Source organism: Streptococcus oralis (assembly GCF_023109315.1).
GTDB lineage: Bacteria > Bacillota > Bacilli > Lactobacillales > Streptococcaceae > Streptococcus > Streptococcus oralis_BS.
This window is the reverse complement of record NZ_JALDUF010000002.1, coordinates 71,340-86,467: the sequence shown is the minus strand read 5'-3', so window position 1 is coordinate 86,467 and position 15,128 is coordinate 71,340. Positions and strand designations below refer to the sequence as shown.

At 42.8% G+C, this 15,128-nt stretch carries 16 protein-coding genes; 3 read left to right on the top strand and 13 right to left on the bottom strand.

Annotation, left to right across the window (positions count from 1 at the left end):
- Positions 1-10 precede the first annotated feature (10 nt).
- The 13 genes from alr to nrdR all read right to left on the bottom strand — a co-directional run bounded on the left by alr (position 11) and on the right by nrdR (position 13,151).
- Positions 11-1,114 carry an alanine racemase gene (alr, locus tag M1F74_RS03135; protein WP_247946254.1) on the bottom strand — a complete coding sequence of 368 codons (1,104 nt, stop codon included), beginning with the start codon at positions 1,112-1,114 and terminating at the stop codon, positions 11-13.
- The gene (acpS, locus tag M1F74_RS03130) at positions 1,104-1,466 is read right to left on the bottom strand and encodes a holo-ACP synthase (protein WP_084911410.1); all 363 of its coding nucleotides are present in this window, start codon (positions 1,464-1,466) and stop codon (positions 1,104-1,106) included. Before acpS ends, alr begins: the two co-directional genes overlap by 11 nt.
- Before the next feature lie 44 nt (positions 1,467-1,510).
- A complete protein-coding gene (locus M1F74_RS03125; protein ID WP_247946253.1) occupies positions 1,511-2,542 on the bottom strand; it encodes a 3-deoxy-7-phosphoheptulonate synthase in 1,032 nt (343 codons plus the stop codon).
- 1 nt (position 2,543) lies between these two features.
- Positions 2,544-3,575 (bottom strand): 3-deoxy-7-phosphoheptulonate synthase, encoded by a 1,032-nt coding sequence (locus M1F74_RS03120; protein ID WP_009730451.1) that lies wholly within the window; start codon positions 3,573-3,575, stop codon positions 2,544-2,546.
- Between the two features lie 79 nt (positions 3,576-3,654).
- Positions 3,655-6,168, bottom strand: a complete 2,514-nt coding sequence (secA, locus tag M1F74_RS03115; protein WP_247946252.1) for a preprotein translocase subunit SecA — start codon at positions 6,166-6,168, stop codon at positions 3,655-3,657.
- A 140-nt stretch (positions 6,169-6,308) separates the two neighbouring features.
- Complete coding sequence (locus tag M1F74_RS03110) at positions 6,309-6,599, bottom strand: hypothetical protein (protein ID WP_247946251.1); 291 nt, start codon at positions 6,597-6,599, stop codon at positions 6,309-6,311.
- A gap of 131 nt (positions 6,600-6,730) precedes the next feature.
- Positions 6,731-7,327: a LemA family protein gene (locus M1F74_RS03105; RefSeq protein ID WP_247946250.1), complete on the bottom strand. Its 597-nt coding sequence runs from the start codon at positions 7,325-7,327 to the stop codon at positions 6,731-6,733.
- Positions 7,328-7,487: 160 nt separating this feature from the next.
- Positions 7,488-8,357, bottom strand: a complete 870-nt coding sequence (locus tag M1F74_RS03100; protein WP_247946249.1) for a TPM domain-containing protein — start codon at positions 8,355-8,357, stop codon at positions 7,488-7,490.
- Positions 8,358-8,582: 225 nt separating this feature from the next.
- Complete coding sequence (gene der / locus M1F74_RS03095) at positions 8,583-9,893, bottom strand: ribosome biogenesis GTPase Der (protein ID WP_061419629.1); 1,311 nt, start codon at positions 9,891-9,893, stop codon at positions 8,583-8,585.
- A 13-nt stretch (positions 9,894-9,906) separates the two neighbouring features.
- Positions 9,907-10,620, bottom strand: coding sequence for an NADPH-dependent oxidoreductase (locus tag M1F74_RS03090; protein ID WP_212576518.1), 714 nt, complete (start codon positions 10,618-10,620; stop codon positions 9,907-9,909).
- Positions 10,617-11,513 carry a primosomal protein DnaI gene (gene dnaI, locus M1F74_RS03085; RefSeq protein ID WP_007521157.1) on the bottom strand — a complete coding sequence of 299 codons (897 nt, stop codon included), beginning with the start codon at positions 11,511-11,513 and terminating at the stop codon, positions 10,617-10,619. The genes M1F74_RS03090 and dnaI overlap by 4 nt, the downstream gene beginning before the upstream one ends.
- Complete coding sequence (locus M1F74_RS03080) at positions 11,514-12,677, bottom strand: DnaD domain protein (protein ID WP_212576519.1); 1,164 nt, start codon at positions 12,675-12,677, stop codon at positions 11,514-11,516. It lies immediately after the preceding gene.
- Positions 12,678-13,151, bottom strand: coding sequence for a transcriptional regulator NrdR (gene nrdR, locus M1F74_RS03075; protein ID WP_001203678.1), 474 nt, complete (start codon positions 13,149-13,151; stop codon positions 12,678-12,680). It lies immediately after the preceding gene.
- 141 nt (positions 13,152-13,292) lie between these two features.
- Here nrdR and M1F74_RS03070 point away from each other — a divergent pair, with 141 nt between their 5' ends.
- The 3 genes from M1F74_RS03070 to M1F74_RS03060 are packed head-to-tail and all read left to right on the top strand — an operon-like array spanning position 13,293 to position 15,102.
- Entirely contained in the window at positions 13,293-13,658 is a 366-nt protein-coding gene (locus tag M1F74_RS03070) for a GntR family transcriptional regulator (RefSeq protein WP_084853274.1), read from the top strand.
- Positions 13,659-13,662: 4 nt separating this feature from the next.
- The gene (locus tag M1F74_RS03065) at positions 13,663-14,358 is read left to right on the top strand and encodes an ABC transporter ATP-binding protein (RefSeq protein ID WP_000173187.1); all 696 of its coding nucleotides are present in this window, start codon (positions 13,663-13,665) and stop codon (positions 14,356-14,358) included.
- A 15-nt stretch (positions 14,359-14,373) separates the two neighbouring features.
- Positions 14,374-15,102: an ABC transporter permease gene (locus tag M1F74_RS03060; RefSeq protein ID WP_049537143.1), complete on the top strand. Its 729-nt coding sequence runs from the start codon at positions 14,374-14,376 to the stop codon at positions 15,100-15,102.
- The last annotated feature ends 26 nt before the right edge of the window (positions 15,103-15,128 follow it).

The following is a 15,128-nucleotide window of genomic DNA, read 5'->3' as shown; positions in this document are numbered from 1 at the left end:
CCTTTCTTTTTTAATAATATTCTCTCGGAATGCGATCGCTGAGGAGGCAAACCACCTCATAATTAATGGTTCCACGATAGGCAGCTACCTGAGTTGCTGTGATTTCCTTGTCACCGTTGGAGCCAATCAAGGTTACTTTTGTTCCTAGCGGATAAATCTTAGGCAAGCGAATGGTGATTTGGTCCATAGAAACCCGTCCGACGATTGGGCAAGCTTGTCCATCTACTAAAACAGAGAAATTCTGCATGTCTCGTGTCCAACCATCCGCATAGCCGATTGGCACGGTCGCGATGACTTGCTCGCTATCCGCCTGATAGGTGGCTCCATAGCCCATGCAAGCTCCAGCTGGCACTGTCTTGACATGGACCAGAGCAGACTCCAAACTCAAGGCTGGTGTCAAGTCATAAGGCAAGTCTAAGACATCTCCACTTGGATTGAGACCATACATGGAATCTCCCATACGGACCGCATTGAAAATAGTTTCAGCATGCCAGAGGGTCGTTGCTGAGTTGCTGGCATGAACCAGCTCTGGAACTTCCTTCATACTTGCCAAAATAGCTTTAAAGCGTTCTAACTGGGCATTAAAATAAGTATCTGATTCCTCATCTGCAGTAGCAAAGTGGGTAAAAATCCCCTCAACACGCGCACCATGTTGTTTGAGCAAGTCTTGAGCCTGCTCAGCCTCACTGGCCTCTCTAAAACCAATCCGTCCCATTCCTGAGTCAATCTTGAGGTGAACAGTTAAGCCAGTTAAATCTGCTTCCTTGTCTAACAGCGCTTGAATCCACTCCAACCCTGCCACTGTCAAGGTGATGTCGTATTCTTTAGCTAGGGAAACAGCTTCTAGCTCAGAAACTCCTAAGATGAGGATTTTCTTGTTTATACCTGCTTGACGCAACTCGATAGCTTCATCGATATTGGAAACGCAAAATCCATCAACAACATCCTGGATCGCCGTTGCAACAGCTACCGCTCCATGTCCATAAGCATTAGCCTTGACTACTGCAAATTTGAGCGTATCATTAGGGATATGACTTCCCATTTGTTGTATATTTTGTCGAATAGCTCCCAAACGAATCAGAGCCTTGGTCGGTCTATGTGGACTAGCTTTCATGATTTTCCTCCAAAATGACACTGGCTGTCACAAACTGATCTGTATGGCTGATTGACAGCCAAATTTTTCCTGAAAATGGCGCCTGACTAAAATAGGGAGCTCCTCGTTCATTGTTCAAGACTTCCAAATCCTGAAAGGTCAGTTTGCCAATTCCTGTCCCCATAGCCTTGGAAAAAGCTTCCTTAGCCGACCAGCGACCAGCCAAATATTCGATTTGTCTGCGCCCTTTGAGACTGGTAAATCGCTCCATTTCCTTAGTTGTCAGCACGCGCTTGGCAAAGCCCTCACGTCGTGTAACTGCACTTTCTATCGAAGCCAATTCTTCGATGTCAATTCCGTGTCCAACTATCATACTCATAAAAGGAGCTGAGATTCCCCCAACTCCATCCTTTTCACTTATTTTGTTAAGGTAGTATAAATTTCTTCTACCAAGGCTACTGTATTTTCCCATCCTAGACAAGGGTCGGTAATGGAGCAACCAAAGACCTCTGGTTGATTTTGGCGACCGTCTGCTAGGTAAGATTCGATCATAAAGCCTCGAACCGTCTTTTTAATCTTTTCATTCCAGTCACGATTCAGCAAGGCCTGACGAACAATGCGAATTTGTTCCATATACTGCTTGCCTGAATTGTCATGATTGGTATCGATGATAATGAAGGGATTTTCAAGTCCCATAGTCTCATAGCGATTGATGGCATTTAAGAGTGTTTCATAGTAGAAATTGGGTTCATTTTTACCATATTCGTTCATGGCACCACGAAGGATAACGTGGGCCAAGGGATTTCCTGAAGTTTCCACTTCTTGGCCATGGTAAAGGAAGGTTTGCTTGTTTTGAGCCGCATAGATGGCATTAAACATGACCCCAAGGTTCCCAGATGTTGGATTTTTCATCCCAACTGGAGCATCAATACCAGACGCTACAAAGCGGTGTTCTTGGTCTTCCACTGAACGAGCCCCTACAGCATGGTAGCTGACCAGGTCATCAACCAAAACGAGATTTGACGGATAAAGCATCTCATCAGCTGTTGTCAATCCCGTTTCGGTAATCACTCGATAGTGTAGCTGACGAACAGCCTGCAAACCATTGATGAGACTAGGCGCTTCGCTGGTATTTGGTTGATGAATCATGCCTTTATAGCCATCTCCATTAGTACGAGGTTTGGCCGTATAGACACGCATCACGATAAAGATTTTATCCGCAACTTTTTTCTGCAAGTCTGCTAAGCGACGAGCATATTCGAGTACTGCTTCTTCATTGTCTGAAGAACAAGGCCCCATCACCAAAAGGATTCGGTCGTCCTCACCCGAGATGATGGCTGCCAGCTCTCTATCGCGGGCTTCTTTCTTTCGCAAGGCTTCAGGTGACAACTGGGTCGCATCCTTGATTGCTTCAATATCAATTTCTTGACCTTTTTCGATAAATGCCATCTTATTCTCCTAGCGTTTGGTAGATTTCGCGAACAAGTGCTTCAGTATTGTTCCAGCCTAGACACGGATCTGTAATGGACTTACCAAAAACTTCAGGTTCATTTTGACGTCCATCTTCTAGATAGGACTCAATCATAAAACCACGAACGTATTTCTTGATTTTCTCATTCCAGTCACGGTTAATCAAGGTCTGACGAACGATACGGATTTGATCCATGTACTGCTTGCCTGAATTGTCATGATTGGTATCAATGATGATAAAGGGATTTTCTAAGCCCATCTTTTCATACTGGGCAATGGTATCCATCAAATTGTCATAGTAGTAGTTAGGAATATTTTTCCCGTATTCATTCAAGGCACCGCGAAGAATTGCGTGGGACAATGGATTCCCTGTTGTTTCCACCTCTTTACCAAGAAAGAGGAAACTCTGTTTATTTTGCGCTGCATAAATCCCGTTAAACATCACATTAAGATTTCCAGATGTTGGATTTTTAAATCCTGTTGAAAAGTCTGCTCCACTCGCTACAAAACGGTGCTGTTGATCCTCTACAGAACGGGCTCCAACAGCCATATAAGAAATCAAATCATCCACTAGCGGAAGATTTTCAGGATAAAGCATCTCATCCGCTGTTGTCATGCCAGTCTCAGAAATAACGCGGTAATGTAAATGACGAACAGCCTTGATTCCATTGATCAAGCTAGGTGCTTCTTTAGCATTTGGTTGATGAATCAAGCCCTTATATCCGTCTCCATTGGTACGAGGTTTAGCCGTATAGACACGCATGACCATAAAAATACGATCTTTGACCTCTTCTTGCAAAGCAGATAGACGCTTGGCATACTCGAGAACCGCCTCTTCATTATCAGATGAACATGGTCCAATCACCAAGAGAATACGCTGGTCTTCCCCACGGATGATGGCTTCCAATTCCTGATCACGTTGGTTTTTTCTCGCAAGAGCCGCCCCCTCTAATTTAGACAAGGCTCGAACTTCTTCAATGTTAATTTTAGGACTTTTAGCTGTAAATACCATGATTCATCTCCTTATAAAGCAAACGGACACCAAGCAAAAAATGACTTTTACCAGGTATCCGCCTGTATCTTATCTCATATTATTGTCTCTTACCATGACAGTTCTTGAATTTCTTACCAGAGCCACATGGGCATTGATCATTTCGTCCAATTTGGCTCAAGTCCACATCTTTTGGAAGCTGAGCCTGCTGCGCTGCGATATTACGAGTCGCAGTTGTACTGATATTGTGTTCAGTTTGCGGACGTTCTTGTTCGTGGATTTGTGCTTTCATCATCAAGCGAGTTACATCGAATTCAATCGATCCAATCATGTCATTAAACATGCGGAAACCTTCTGCTTGATATTCTACAACAGGGTTGTTTTGGGCATATCCACGAAGACCAACAGCATTTCGCAACTGGTCAAGAGCATCGATATGGTCTGTCCACTTGTTGTCTACAACACGTAGAATCAAGACCTTCTGGAACTCTTTCACTGCTTCTTCATCACGAAGTTTGGCAACTTGGCTATCATAAACCTTCAATGCACGTTGATACAGTTCATCTTTGATGGCCTGATCTGACAGACCAGCTAAGTCTGCAAGAGAAATTGAATCTTCTGGAAGCAAGTTGTACTTGGCAAAATTCAAGATGGCTTCCAATTTCTCATCTTCTTTCGAACGAGCATGCGCATCTACGATTCGGCCAATGGTACGACGAATCATAGCATGGATTTCAGGTGCCAAGTCACGGTCTGCTGTAATGACATCATAACGTTGTGCATAGATGATTTCACGTTGTTCACGCATAACGTCATCGTATTGAAGGACTTGTTTACGAGTATCGTAGTTGTTTCCTTCGACACGTTTTTGAGCTGCTTCAACTTGACGCGTTAACATGCGAGATTCGATGGCTTCATCAGACATGTTGAGGCGTTCAAAGACACCTTTCAAACGTTCTGAACCGAAACGTTTCATCAAATCATCTTCAAGAGACAAGTAGAATTGTGACTCACCTGGGTCCCCTTGACGCCCTGAACGTCCACGAAGCTGATTATCAATACGGCGACTTTCGTGGCGCTCTGTACCAATGACGCAAAGACCACCAAGTTCACGAACCCCTTCGCCAAGCTTGATATCGGTACCACGACCGGCCATGTTGGTTGCAATAGTAACTGCGCCACGCTGACCAGCGTTCATGATGATTTGCGCTTCTCTGTAGTGGTTCTTCGCATTCAAGACTTCGTGAGGAACACCCGCCTCTACCAGTTTCTTAGAAAGGAAGTCACTCGTTTCAACTGCAACTGTACCTACCAAGACCGGCTGACCTTTTTGGTGACGAACTTTTACATCCTCAACTACAGCCTTAAATTTCGCATCAAGACTGGCATAGAGAAGGTCTGAGTGGTCGATACGTTGTATTGGACGGTTGGTTGGGATTGGGATAACACGAATGTTGTAAATTTCGCGGAACTCTTCTTCTTCTGTTTTACCAGTACCTGTCATACCTGCCAATTTCTTATACATACGGAAGAGGTTTTGGTAGGTGATAGAAGCTGAAGTCTTAGTCTCATCTTGGATTGGCACACCCTCTTTTGCTTCAATCGCTTGGTGCAAGCCGTCAGAGTAACGACGACCTTCCATGGTACGACCTGTAAATTGGTCGACGATCAAGATTTCTTGTTCTTCACTAACCACATAGTCGATATCAAGAATCATGATATAGTTGGCACGAAGGGCATTATCGATAAAATGGGTAAGAGCTACGTTTTCGACATCATAGAGATTTTCCAGTTTGAAATAGCTCTCAGCCTTGTCAATCCCAGAATCAGACAAACCAATCGTCTTAGACTGAATGTCAATAATATAGTCATCTTTGTCCAAAGACTTCACAAAATGATCCGCCATGTGGTAGAGTTGGCTAGTCTCAACTGCATTGGCACCTGAAACGATCAAAGGAGTACGAGCTTCATCGATCAAGATCGAGTCAACCTCATCGACCAAGGCATAGTTAAGCGGACGCTGTACCATGTTTTCTGCCCGAACAACCATGTTGTCACGAAGGTAGTCGAAACCAATCTCTGAGTTAGTTGAATAGGTAATATCGCAAAGGTAAGCTTCTTTTTTCTCCATTGGAGATTTAGCTGCCAAGTTGATCCCTACTGACAGACCGAGCCATGAGTAAAGCTCACCCATCTCAGTCGCGTCACGTTCTGTTAGGTATTCATTGACTGTAACTACGTGGACACCCTGACCAGCCAAGGCATTCAAGTAAACTGGCATGGTCGCTGTCAAAGTTTTCCCTTCACCAGTACGCATCTCTGGAACGTCACCATGGTGAAGAACAATCCCACCCATGACCTGAACCTTATAAGGGAAAAGTCCAAGGACACGTTTTGCTGCTTCACGGACTACCGCAAAAGCCTCATATAACAGCGAATCAAGTGATTCCCCCTTATTGTAGCGTTCTTTAAATTCGTCAGTTTTTGCTTTTAGTTCTTCGTCCGACATTGCGGCCATTTGGCTCTCATAGTTAAGAACCTTATCAGCCATCTTTTCTAGACGACGAAGTTCTCCTTTATCATTTTCGATAATTGTTTTTAAAATATTAGCCATGATTTTCCTTACTTTAGATTCTGAATATTTTAGAATGTTCTTTTCATTTTAGCATATTTACCATTATTTTTCAAGAAAGAATCCTTGTTTTACAAGGGGAAAAGGGCTAGAAGCTAGTCTAGTCCATCAATTTTTAATATTTAATTTCCCAAGAATGCAGGCAATATCCCAAAATACCAAAAGAGATTGATCCAGAAGGCCAAGCAAGAGATGATGCCAAAGATGAGAAGGCTGATTTTTTTAATTAATACGGAGTATAGGATGGATAAAACACCAAAAAACATAAAGAGTTTTTTCATAACGAAATAATATACTGAAACTCCTCCTATTTGCCAATCCCAAGGAAGAAAAAACATGAGGAACCAGAGAAAGCAAATCGTAAGGATATATCTCTTGTAGTGCGCTTCAAGAAAGGCTTTTATTTTTTCCATTGCAAACCTCCATTTCAGTCACTGTCTCTTACCTTTTATTATACCAAAAAAACCTGGAAAAAGCTTTCCAGGTTCGGTTTGAAATCACTAGTCATACTAGAGAAATTCCTTTATTCATAGGCTGATTCACTTTATTGACTGGATGAAGATGTTCCAAAATCGACCTTAGGAACTGTCTTGGCTTCTTCTGTTTCTTTAAAGGTTTCAGCTTCTTTAAAGTTCATCATATTCGCAAAAAGCACGGTTGGGAAACGTCTCAACTTTTGATTGTACTCGGCTGCGACTTTATTATAATCCTTGCGTGCTACAAAGATACGATTTTCACTTCCTGAAAGTTCGACCATTAGTTGCTCAACATTTTGATTGCTCTTGAGTTCTGGATAATTCTCCGTCAAGGAAATCAAGCGGGAAAGAGCAGAGCTCAACTCTCCCTGAGCCTTTTGGTTTTCTTCCGAAGTTACTGAGCTACTACCGATTTTAGCTCTAGCATCAGCAATCTTGGTAAAGACTTCGGTTTCATGATTCATTTGTCCTTTAACAGACTCCACCAAGTTACCAATCAAGTCCGAACGACGTTGGAGGGCTGTCGAGACATCGGCCTGAGCCTGCTCCACTTTAGTCTGTTCACCAACCAGACCATTATAGGTCGTCACTGCGGAACAACTTCCCAGAACTAGTAGTCCAAAAAAGATCGCCACTATTGAGAGAATTACTTTATTTTGTTTCATATCAAAACCTTAACACTTTCTTTTATCAACTTTTCTGAGAAAATACTCAGATTTTAAATCAATTTCTCAAACTTTGTTTTTATTTTTAATTAAGGAGTGAACTCTTGCAAAGGAGTCACCTTACTGCACGGAGAAATTAGTTTGAACAATATATGATCACTCACCAGTCATCAGACGAACCACCGCCATCAAAGCCACCGCCGTCCCAGCCTCCAGATGAGTCGGAGCCTGAGTCAGACCAAGAGGAGCCCGAATCAGACCAAGAGGAACCTGAGTCTGATGAGTCACCGCTCCACCAGCCACCGCCAGAATCATCTCCACGTGAACCACCACGACCACCAAATAGAAATCCGATAATCATCACGATGAAGTAAATGAGAACTCCAAATCCGATAACTCCGTCGCTCGAACTGCTTTTTCGGTTCCGTTTTGAAGATCGACTCTCAGCTGTATACTTTTCAATTTCTCTTAGACGACTAGAATTAGTAGCATAGTCGTAACTACTTCTAGAACTTGAAGCAGTCGTACTCGATCCACTATAAAACATGTAGTTGAGATTGTTTGCTATAGAAAGAACTCCATTGCTGTAGTCTCCCTTTTGAAAGTAAGGTCGTGCTGTTTTCAAAAATCTATTGGTCTGATAGTCTGTGATTTTACCGGCCACATTATTACTGGTTTCAATCCGTGATTTTCTATCTTGGACTGCTATGACGACCAAGGCACCATTGTTATCTCCCGAGTAGCCAATCTTCCAAGCTCTAGCTGTTTCGTTGGCGACTGTTTCGATTGTTTCTCCATCTAGGCTTTTCACAACGAAAACGCCCATTTGGAATTTTTCTGATTTTTTACTATTGACATTATTCAATCCCCGAATCAGACGAATAGTCTCATCTGTTAAATAATGATCTGGGTCATAAATCCCGTACTCAGGTTTTTCAGGTGCTGTGAATGCTGACAAGAAGAGAAAGACCATCAGTAACCCAAGCAAGCGAACCAACAAACTATTTCTAAATAATCTGCTTCTTTTCATAATAACCTCCCTGATAAAGGAAAATTGATTTAAGGAATTATAGCATTTTGATTTTTACAAAGAAAGTGCATTTTCATTACAAATAGATTACAAAAATTAGGAAATTGACTGAATTTTGATGACAGATTTTGTCCCCGATTTGACAAGCCTTTTTACTCCTTTGATAGAAAAAAGAAGACCTCATAGCCTTCTTTTAGTTTATTTTTGTGTGAAAACAAGCATAGCTTACTTGCGTTTTCTCGCGATCAAGTGAATCGGTGTTCCCTCAAAGACAAAAGCCTTGCGGATTTGATTTTCCAAGAAACGCAAGTAAGAGAAGTGCATGAGTTCTTCTTCATTGACAAAGATGACAAAGGTTGGTGGCTTGGTTGCCACTTGGGTTGCGTAGAAAATCTTGAGGCGTTTTCCTTTGTCTGTCGGTGTTGGGTTGATGGCAATGGCATCCATAATCACATCGTTCAAGACAGCTGATGGGATACGGGTATTTTGACTTTCACTAATTTGCTTGATCATCTCAGGCAGTTTATGGAGACGTTGCTTGGTAAGAGCGGATACAAAGACAATCGGCGCATAAGGCAGATACTGGAACTGCTCACGGATATCTTCTTCCCATTTCTTCATGGTGTGGTTGTCTTTCTCAAGGGTATCCCACTTATTGACCACGATGATCATCCCTTTACCTGCTTCGTGGGCAAAACCTGCGATACGCTTGTCGTATTCACGGATACCTTCTTCGGCATTGAGAACCATCAAGACCACGTCAGAACGGTCAATGGCACGCATGGCACGCATGACAGAGTATTTCTCCGTATTTTCATAGACTTTACCAGACTTACGCATACCAGCTGTATCAATCATGGTAAACTCTTGGCCATCCGCATCTGTAAAATGGGTATCAATGGCATCGCGAGTCGTTCCAGCAACAGGGCTAGCAATCACGCGGTCTTCTCCCAAAATGGCATTAATCAAACTGGATTTTCCTACGTTAGGACGGCCAATCAAGCTAAATTTGATCACATCTGGATTTTCTTCTTCAACTTCATTTGGTAGATTTTCCACGATGGCATCGAGCACATCCCCTGTCCCGATACCGTGGACAGACGAAATTGGCAGAGGTTCACCCAAGCCCAGAGCATAGAAATCATAGATATCATTTCGCATCTCAGGATTATCAACCTTGTTAACCGCGAGGATAACAGGTTTATGGGTTTTATAGAGTTTGCGAGCTACGTACTCATCTGCATCCGTGATTCCTTCTTTCCCAGACACCACAAAGACGATGACGTCAGCTTCTTCCATAGCAATTTCTGCTTGGTGCTTGATTTGCTCCATAAAGGGAGCGTCGACGTCGTCAATCCCTCCAGTATCAATCATACTAAAGGAACGATTGAGCCACTCACCCGTTGCATAGATACGGTCACGTGTAACACCCTCGACATCTTCTACGATTGAGATCCGCTCACCAGCGATTCGATTAAATAGGGTTGATTTCCCAACATTGGGACGTCCCACAATGGCAATAGTTGGTAAGGCCATGTTTTCTCACTTTCTACAATAACTTTTTCTGTTCTAGATTTTTTCGAGTTGAACTAGGTTCGGCTTGACCAAACTGCTCTGCTAAACGCTGACTCCAAGAGGTCGTCGCACGCGCACCAGCATAGTCCGCCTGTACTTGGTCATAATCCAAAATCGCTGCTACAGGCTGTTCTTGGTATTCTTCTTCAAATACCACTTGGTTCAAAGGCAGTCTTGGTTTGACCTCATGTTGTTGATTTGGCACGCCAAGGGCAATCCCAAAAACTGGGTAGGTATAGTCAGGCAGGTTAAAAAGCGCTGCCACTTCTTCTGACTTGTAACGGACCAAACCGATGATAACACCACCATATCCCAGACTCTCAGCCGCAAGCAAGGTGTTTTGACCAGCAAGAGCCGCGTCCACAGACGTGATAAGGAGACCTTCTACCCCTTGAGGTTGGAAAGTGTCCGTGTGAAGTCTTGCTCCCTTTTCAGCTCGGTTCAAGTCACCAACAAAGAGCAAAAAGGCTGCTGACTGGCGAATGGCTTCCTGCGGAACCAATTCATAAAGAGCATCTTTCTTCTCTTGACTGCGCACAAGAATCACAGAGTAGGATTGGAAATTTTTCCAAGATGACGCCATTTGCCCAGCAGTCAAAATCTCTTCCAAGTCTGCTTGAGGAATTTCTTGCTCCTTAAAGCGACGAACTGAAGTATGAGATTTCATCAGTTTAATGGTTTCTGTCATCGGCGATTTTCTCCTTCTAGTCTTGTCTCCTCAGCCAAATAACGGATTCGTTCCATGACCCGTCTAGCTTCCCAAGTCTCGTCATTTCCATTCTTTCCTTTAGCAAAATGTTTTTCCAAATCTTGAAAATTAAAGTTGGAAGTAAAGAAGGTCGGTAAATCTTCCTGCATGCGGTACTGAAGAATGACTTGGAGAATCTCATCACGTACCCAAGGTGTCGACTGCTCTGCACCAATATCATCCAAGACCAAGACTTCTGCTAACTTGATGTCATCCACCAAGGTCTTCACAGATCCTTCACCGATGGCATTTTTCACATCAATGACAAAACTTGGATAGTGGAGAATCGTCGTTGAGGCCCCACGTTTTTCAGATAGGTCGTGAGCTAAGGCCGCCATCATGAAACTCTTACCAACACCAAAATCTCCGTAAAGATAGAGGCCCTTTCGGATGCTTGGGTAAAGGTCAACAAAGGAATAGAGTCTCTCAAAAATCGGTAAACGTCCTAGATCATCCAGGTCAATCTGAGCTAACTTCGCTTTCTTGAGACTTGCTGGTAGATTGATCAACTTAAGACGATTCTTAATTGCAGCCTCTTTTTCTGCCGCGATTAGTTCTGGTGTTTCTTCATAAGACACATCCGCATATCCGTGATTCATAACCAAGATGGGCTTGTAGCCACGCGCTATATAGTCCGCATCCCCTCGAAGAAACTTGTCCCGTTCTGTGATATATTGATTGAACTTGGAGATGCTACGATTTAACTCCTCTTGACTGAGGGATTCTTTCTGGATAAAAGCCGCCACATCTGGGTCTTTCATAATCTGCTGGACTAGGTCCTGATACTGAAAACGACTTGTCTGACGTTTGATAACGTCACCCACACTTTCCATCTAGTCTCCTCCTTCTTCTAATCGGGCTAACATTTCTTGTTTTTTGCGTTCTAGTTCCAGACGAGTTTCCTCACTGGTTTGATTTTTATATTCTGGATTGCTCCACTTGGGAACATTTGTCTTAGTCGAGCTAGTTTTCGATTTCTGGTCTTCTTGCCCTTTTTGCTGACGCTCTCGAATCCGAAGCACAGCCTCTTCTGCTGTCCGAATTTTTTGATAAGCATAGTCATTTGCGACCTTCATGGCATATTTTTCATTGACATTAGCCGAATCAACCTTGTTAAAGGTTAGAAGCAAGACGATATTGATGACTTCGTCCAACAAGCCTAAAGACGCCATCTGGTGAAGGAGTTCTCGCTCACTCTGGGTGATGTTTCCCTTACGCGTTTGCTTGATTTCCGCTAAAAAATGCAAGGGAGTTTTATTTTTGGCTTCCCTGATAATGGTCATTTCTTTGGGGCTGAAGTCAGAAGATGCTGGTTTTTGTGCTATTTTTTCACGCATGCGTTTGACTGAAATAACCTGAGCCACCGCTGTCGCCTTGGCTAATTGATAAGTTTCAAACCAGGTCCATTTTTTTTCATCTGCAATGGCGAACAATTCCAAAACATCCGTTTGTTCGTCTTCAAAACGCAAGCCATCTCGAGCCATCAGGCGCTGAAAATGTTCCAAGTCAAAATCATTTTTTAACTTGCTTTTTGACTCGATTGGTGTCACTTCTTCAGTCAGGGTTGGGAAGACTTGACTCAAAGAAACCGAGAGTGCTTCTCCCTCACTTGGAGCCTGCTTCATAGCAGAAACAGCTGTATCCCCAATCTTTTTCTCTAATAATCTGCTATAGACAGAATGACTTAGAAATTCCTGACTGGAAAGGGGAGAATGAAGCTGCAATTCATAGACTTCCCCCTTCTGGTAAAGAGTCAACAAGTCCAAAGCAGATAAGATTTTAAAAGACTGGAGGAGCGTATTCATCCCGAAATTCAAATGATTAAGAATATTGGCAAAAAGGTGTTCCTTTTGCCCACCATCCCAAAAGGTAATGGCATATAGATAGAGGCTCAGTGCCTCCTGACCGATAATCGGGAGGTAGCACTGCACCAGAGAAGAGGTATCCTGCGACACCCGATTATTCTTTAGAAAAGAAAAACGGTCATTTGGCTTCATCTATTTTTCCTTTTTCTTTTTTGAGGACTGGGTGATCTGCTGGAGCAGGCTCTCCAACTCACTCACATCCTTAAAGCTACGGTAAACACTGGCAAAACGAACATAGGTAATCTCATCAAGCTCTGCCAATTCTTCCATGACTAAAGACCCAATATATTCACTTTGGATCTCATTCTCACTGCGACTACGGAGTTTTTGCTCAATACGATTGACCACCATGTTGATTTCATCACTTGACACAGGACGCTTCTGGGCTGAGCGGATAATCCCATTAAAGATTTTATCTCGCGAAAACTGTTCTCGCGTACCGTCTTTTTTGACGACAACCAGCGTTCTTTCTTCTACTCGTTCATAGGTTGTAAAACGATGCTGACACTCGTCGCACTCACGTCTTCGACGGATGGTATTTCCTTCTTCGGCTTGTCGACTATCAACAACACTAGACTTGGTAGCCCCACATTTTGGACAACGCATGCATTTCCCTCCTTGTCGTTTTCTTTTCATTATACCATTTTTTGAGCAATTCCCAAAACAATTCTTATTTTTACTTGACAAGTTTTTTTGTTTTATTGTATTATTTAATTAGAACAACAAAGATAAAGAAAGGAGACTATGATGTCCTGGTCATTTGATAATACAAAACCCATTTATTTACAGATTATGGAAAAAATCAAACTACAGATTGTTTCCCATGAACTGGAACCCAATCAACAGCTCCCTACCGTGAGAGATTTGGCGAGCGAGGCTGGGGTCAATCCTAATACCATTCAGCGCGCCTTGTCTGACCTCGAACGTGAAGGATTTGTATACAGCAAGCGGACAACTGGTCGTTTTGTCACCGAGGATTTGGACCTCATCCTTCAGTCCCGCAAACAACTTTCCGAGGAGCAACTGCAACACTTCGTCTCTTGCATGCTTCAATTTGGCTACAAAAAAGAAGAACTGCCAAATGTATTAAGCGACTATATTAAAGGAGTTTAAGACTATGACACTACTAGCACTTGAAAATGTAACAAAATCATATGGAGCAACTGCGGCACTTGACAATATCTCACTAGAGATCTCAGCCGGAAAGATTGTCGGGCTCCTTGGACCAAACGGATCCGGGAAAACAACCCTAATCAAACTGATCAATGGCCTCCTTCAACCAAATAAAGGACGTGTCCTCATTAACGGACAGGATCCAAGTCCTGCTACCAAGGCGATCGTTTCCTATCTGCCAGACACAACCTACCTCAATGAAGAGATGAAGGTTAAGGATGCTCTAACCTATTTTAAAACCTTCTACCAGGATTTCAATCTCGAAAAAGCCCAACACCTTTTAGCCGATCTCGGTATTGATGAAAACAGTCGCCTCAAGAAACTATCAAAAGGGAACAAGGAAAAGGTCCAACTCATCTTGGTTATGAGCCGTGAAGCCCGCCTCTACGTTCTGGACGAACCAATCGGAGGCGTGGATCCAGCTGCCCGTGATTATATCCTCAATACCATCATCAATAACTACTCACCAACCTCTACGGTGCTGATTTCAACCCACTTGATTTCAGATATTGAGCCAATCTTGGATGAGATCATCTTCCTCAAAGACGGAAAAGTCGTCCGCCAAGGAAATGTTGATGATATTCGTTACGAGTCAGGTGAATCAATTGACCAGCTCTTCCGCCAGGAATTTAAAGCCTAAGCAAAGGAGATTATTATGTTTTGGAATCTAGTTCGTTATGAATTTAAAAATGTCAATAAATGGTATTTAGCGCTCTACGGAGCTGTGCTTGCAATTTCAGTTTTGATTGGAGCTTTTCTTGGTAGCCTTAGCCAGAGTTACAATTCTAACAACGCTGTTTATTTCATCTTCTTTTTGGTACTAGTCTTTGGAGGACTCAGCGTCACTCTTTGGATTGCAACAATCTTTTTAATCATCCGAAGATTCAAGGGGAGTGTTTATGACCGCCAAGGGTATTTGACCCTGACCCTACCTGTCTCTGAGCACCAAATCATCATCGCAAAACTCTTAGGAGGTCTTGTCTGGTCCATCTTAAGCTATATCGTCTTTATCCTGAGTGTATTGATTATCTTCTTCTTAACACCAATAGAAAAAGACTTCACTGTTCTCTATAACTTCATTTCCCCTTACCTCAGCTACGGCTGGCTATATGCCCTATCACTATTTGTCGGTTCGATTACATGGATTTTATCCATTTACCTCTCCATCTCAATCGGGCAACTCTTTAATGAGTATCGAACAGCTATGGGGATTCTAGCCTATATCGTCATTGCCATCGTCATTGGTTATGTTTCTCTCTTTTTCCGAATTGAAAATAACTTTAACATGATGATTGGTACAGAAATCTTACGCGATCTCTTTTTATCGGCTATCTACTATCTCGGTACCTACTATATCTTAAAAAACAAGGTTAACTTGCAATAAAAAATGCCCAGCTAGAAAGCTGGGTT

Excerpts from the sequence above, each read along its gene's own strand:
- alr (WP_247946254.1), bottom strand. The coding sequence starts at position 1,114 with ATGAAAGCTAGTCCACATAGACCGACCAAGGCTCTGATTCGTTTGGGA.
- acpS (WP_084911410.1), bottom strand. The coding sequence starts at position 1,466 with ATGATAGTTGGACACGGAATTGACATCGAAGAATTGGCTTCGATAGAA.
- M1F74_RS03125 (WP_247946253.1), bottom strand. The coding sequence starts at position 2,542 with ATGGCATTTATCGAAAAAGGTCAAGAAATTGATATTGAAGCAATCAAG.
- M1F74_RS03120 (WP_009730451.1), bottom strand. The coding sequence starts at position 3,575 with ATGGTATTTACAGCTAAAAGTCCTAAAATTAACATTGAAGAAGTTCGA.
- secA (WP_247946252.1), bottom strand. The coding sequence starts at position 6,168 with ATGGCTAATATTTTAAAAACAATTATCGAAAATGATAAAGGAGAACTT.
- M1F74_RS03110 (WP_247946251.1), bottom strand. The coding sequence starts at position 6,599 with ATGGAAAAAATAAAAGCCTTTCTTGAAGCGCACTACAAGAGATATATC.
- M1F74_RS03105 (WP_247946250.1), bottom strand. The coding sequence starts at position 7,327 with ATGAAACAAAATAAAGTAATTCTCTCAATAGTGGCGATCTTTTTTGGA.
- M1F74_RS03100 (WP_247946249.1), bottom strand. The coding sequence starts at position 8,357 with ATGAAAAGAAGCAGATTATTTAGAAATAGTTTGTTGGTTCGCTTGCTT.
- der (WP_061419629.1), bottom strand. The coding sequence starts at position 9,893 with ATGGCCTTACCAACTATTGCCATTGTGGGACGTCCCAATGTTGGGAAA.
- M1F74_RS03090 (WP_212576518.1), bottom strand. The coding sequence starts at position 10,620 with ATGACAGAAACCATTAAACTGATGAAATCTCATACTTCAGTTCGTCGC.
- dnaI (WP_007521157.1), bottom strand. The coding sequence starts at position 11,513 with ATGGAAAGTGTGGGTGACGTTATCAAACGTCAGACAAGTCGTTTTCAG.
- M1F74_RS03080 (WP_212576519.1), bottom strand. The coding sequence starts at position 12,677 with ATGAAGCCAAATGACCGTTTTTCTTTTCTAAAGAATAATCGGGTGTCG.
- nrdR (WP_001203678.1), bottom strand. The coding sequence starts at position 13,151 with ATGCGTTGTCCAAAATGTGGGGCTACCAAGTCTAGTGTTGTTGATAGT.
- M1F74_RS03070 (WP_084853274.1), top strand. The coding sequence starts at position 13,293 with ATGTCCTGGTCATTTGATAATACAAAACCCATTTATTTACAGATTATG.
- M1F74_RS03065 (WP_000173187.1), top strand. The coding sequence starts at position 13,663 with ATGACACTACTAGCACTTGAAAATGTAACAAAATCATATGGAGCAACT.
- M1F74_RS03060 (WP_049537143.1), top strand. The coding sequence starts at position 14,374 with ATGTTTTGGAATCTAGTTCGTTATGAATTTAAAAATGTCAATAAATGG.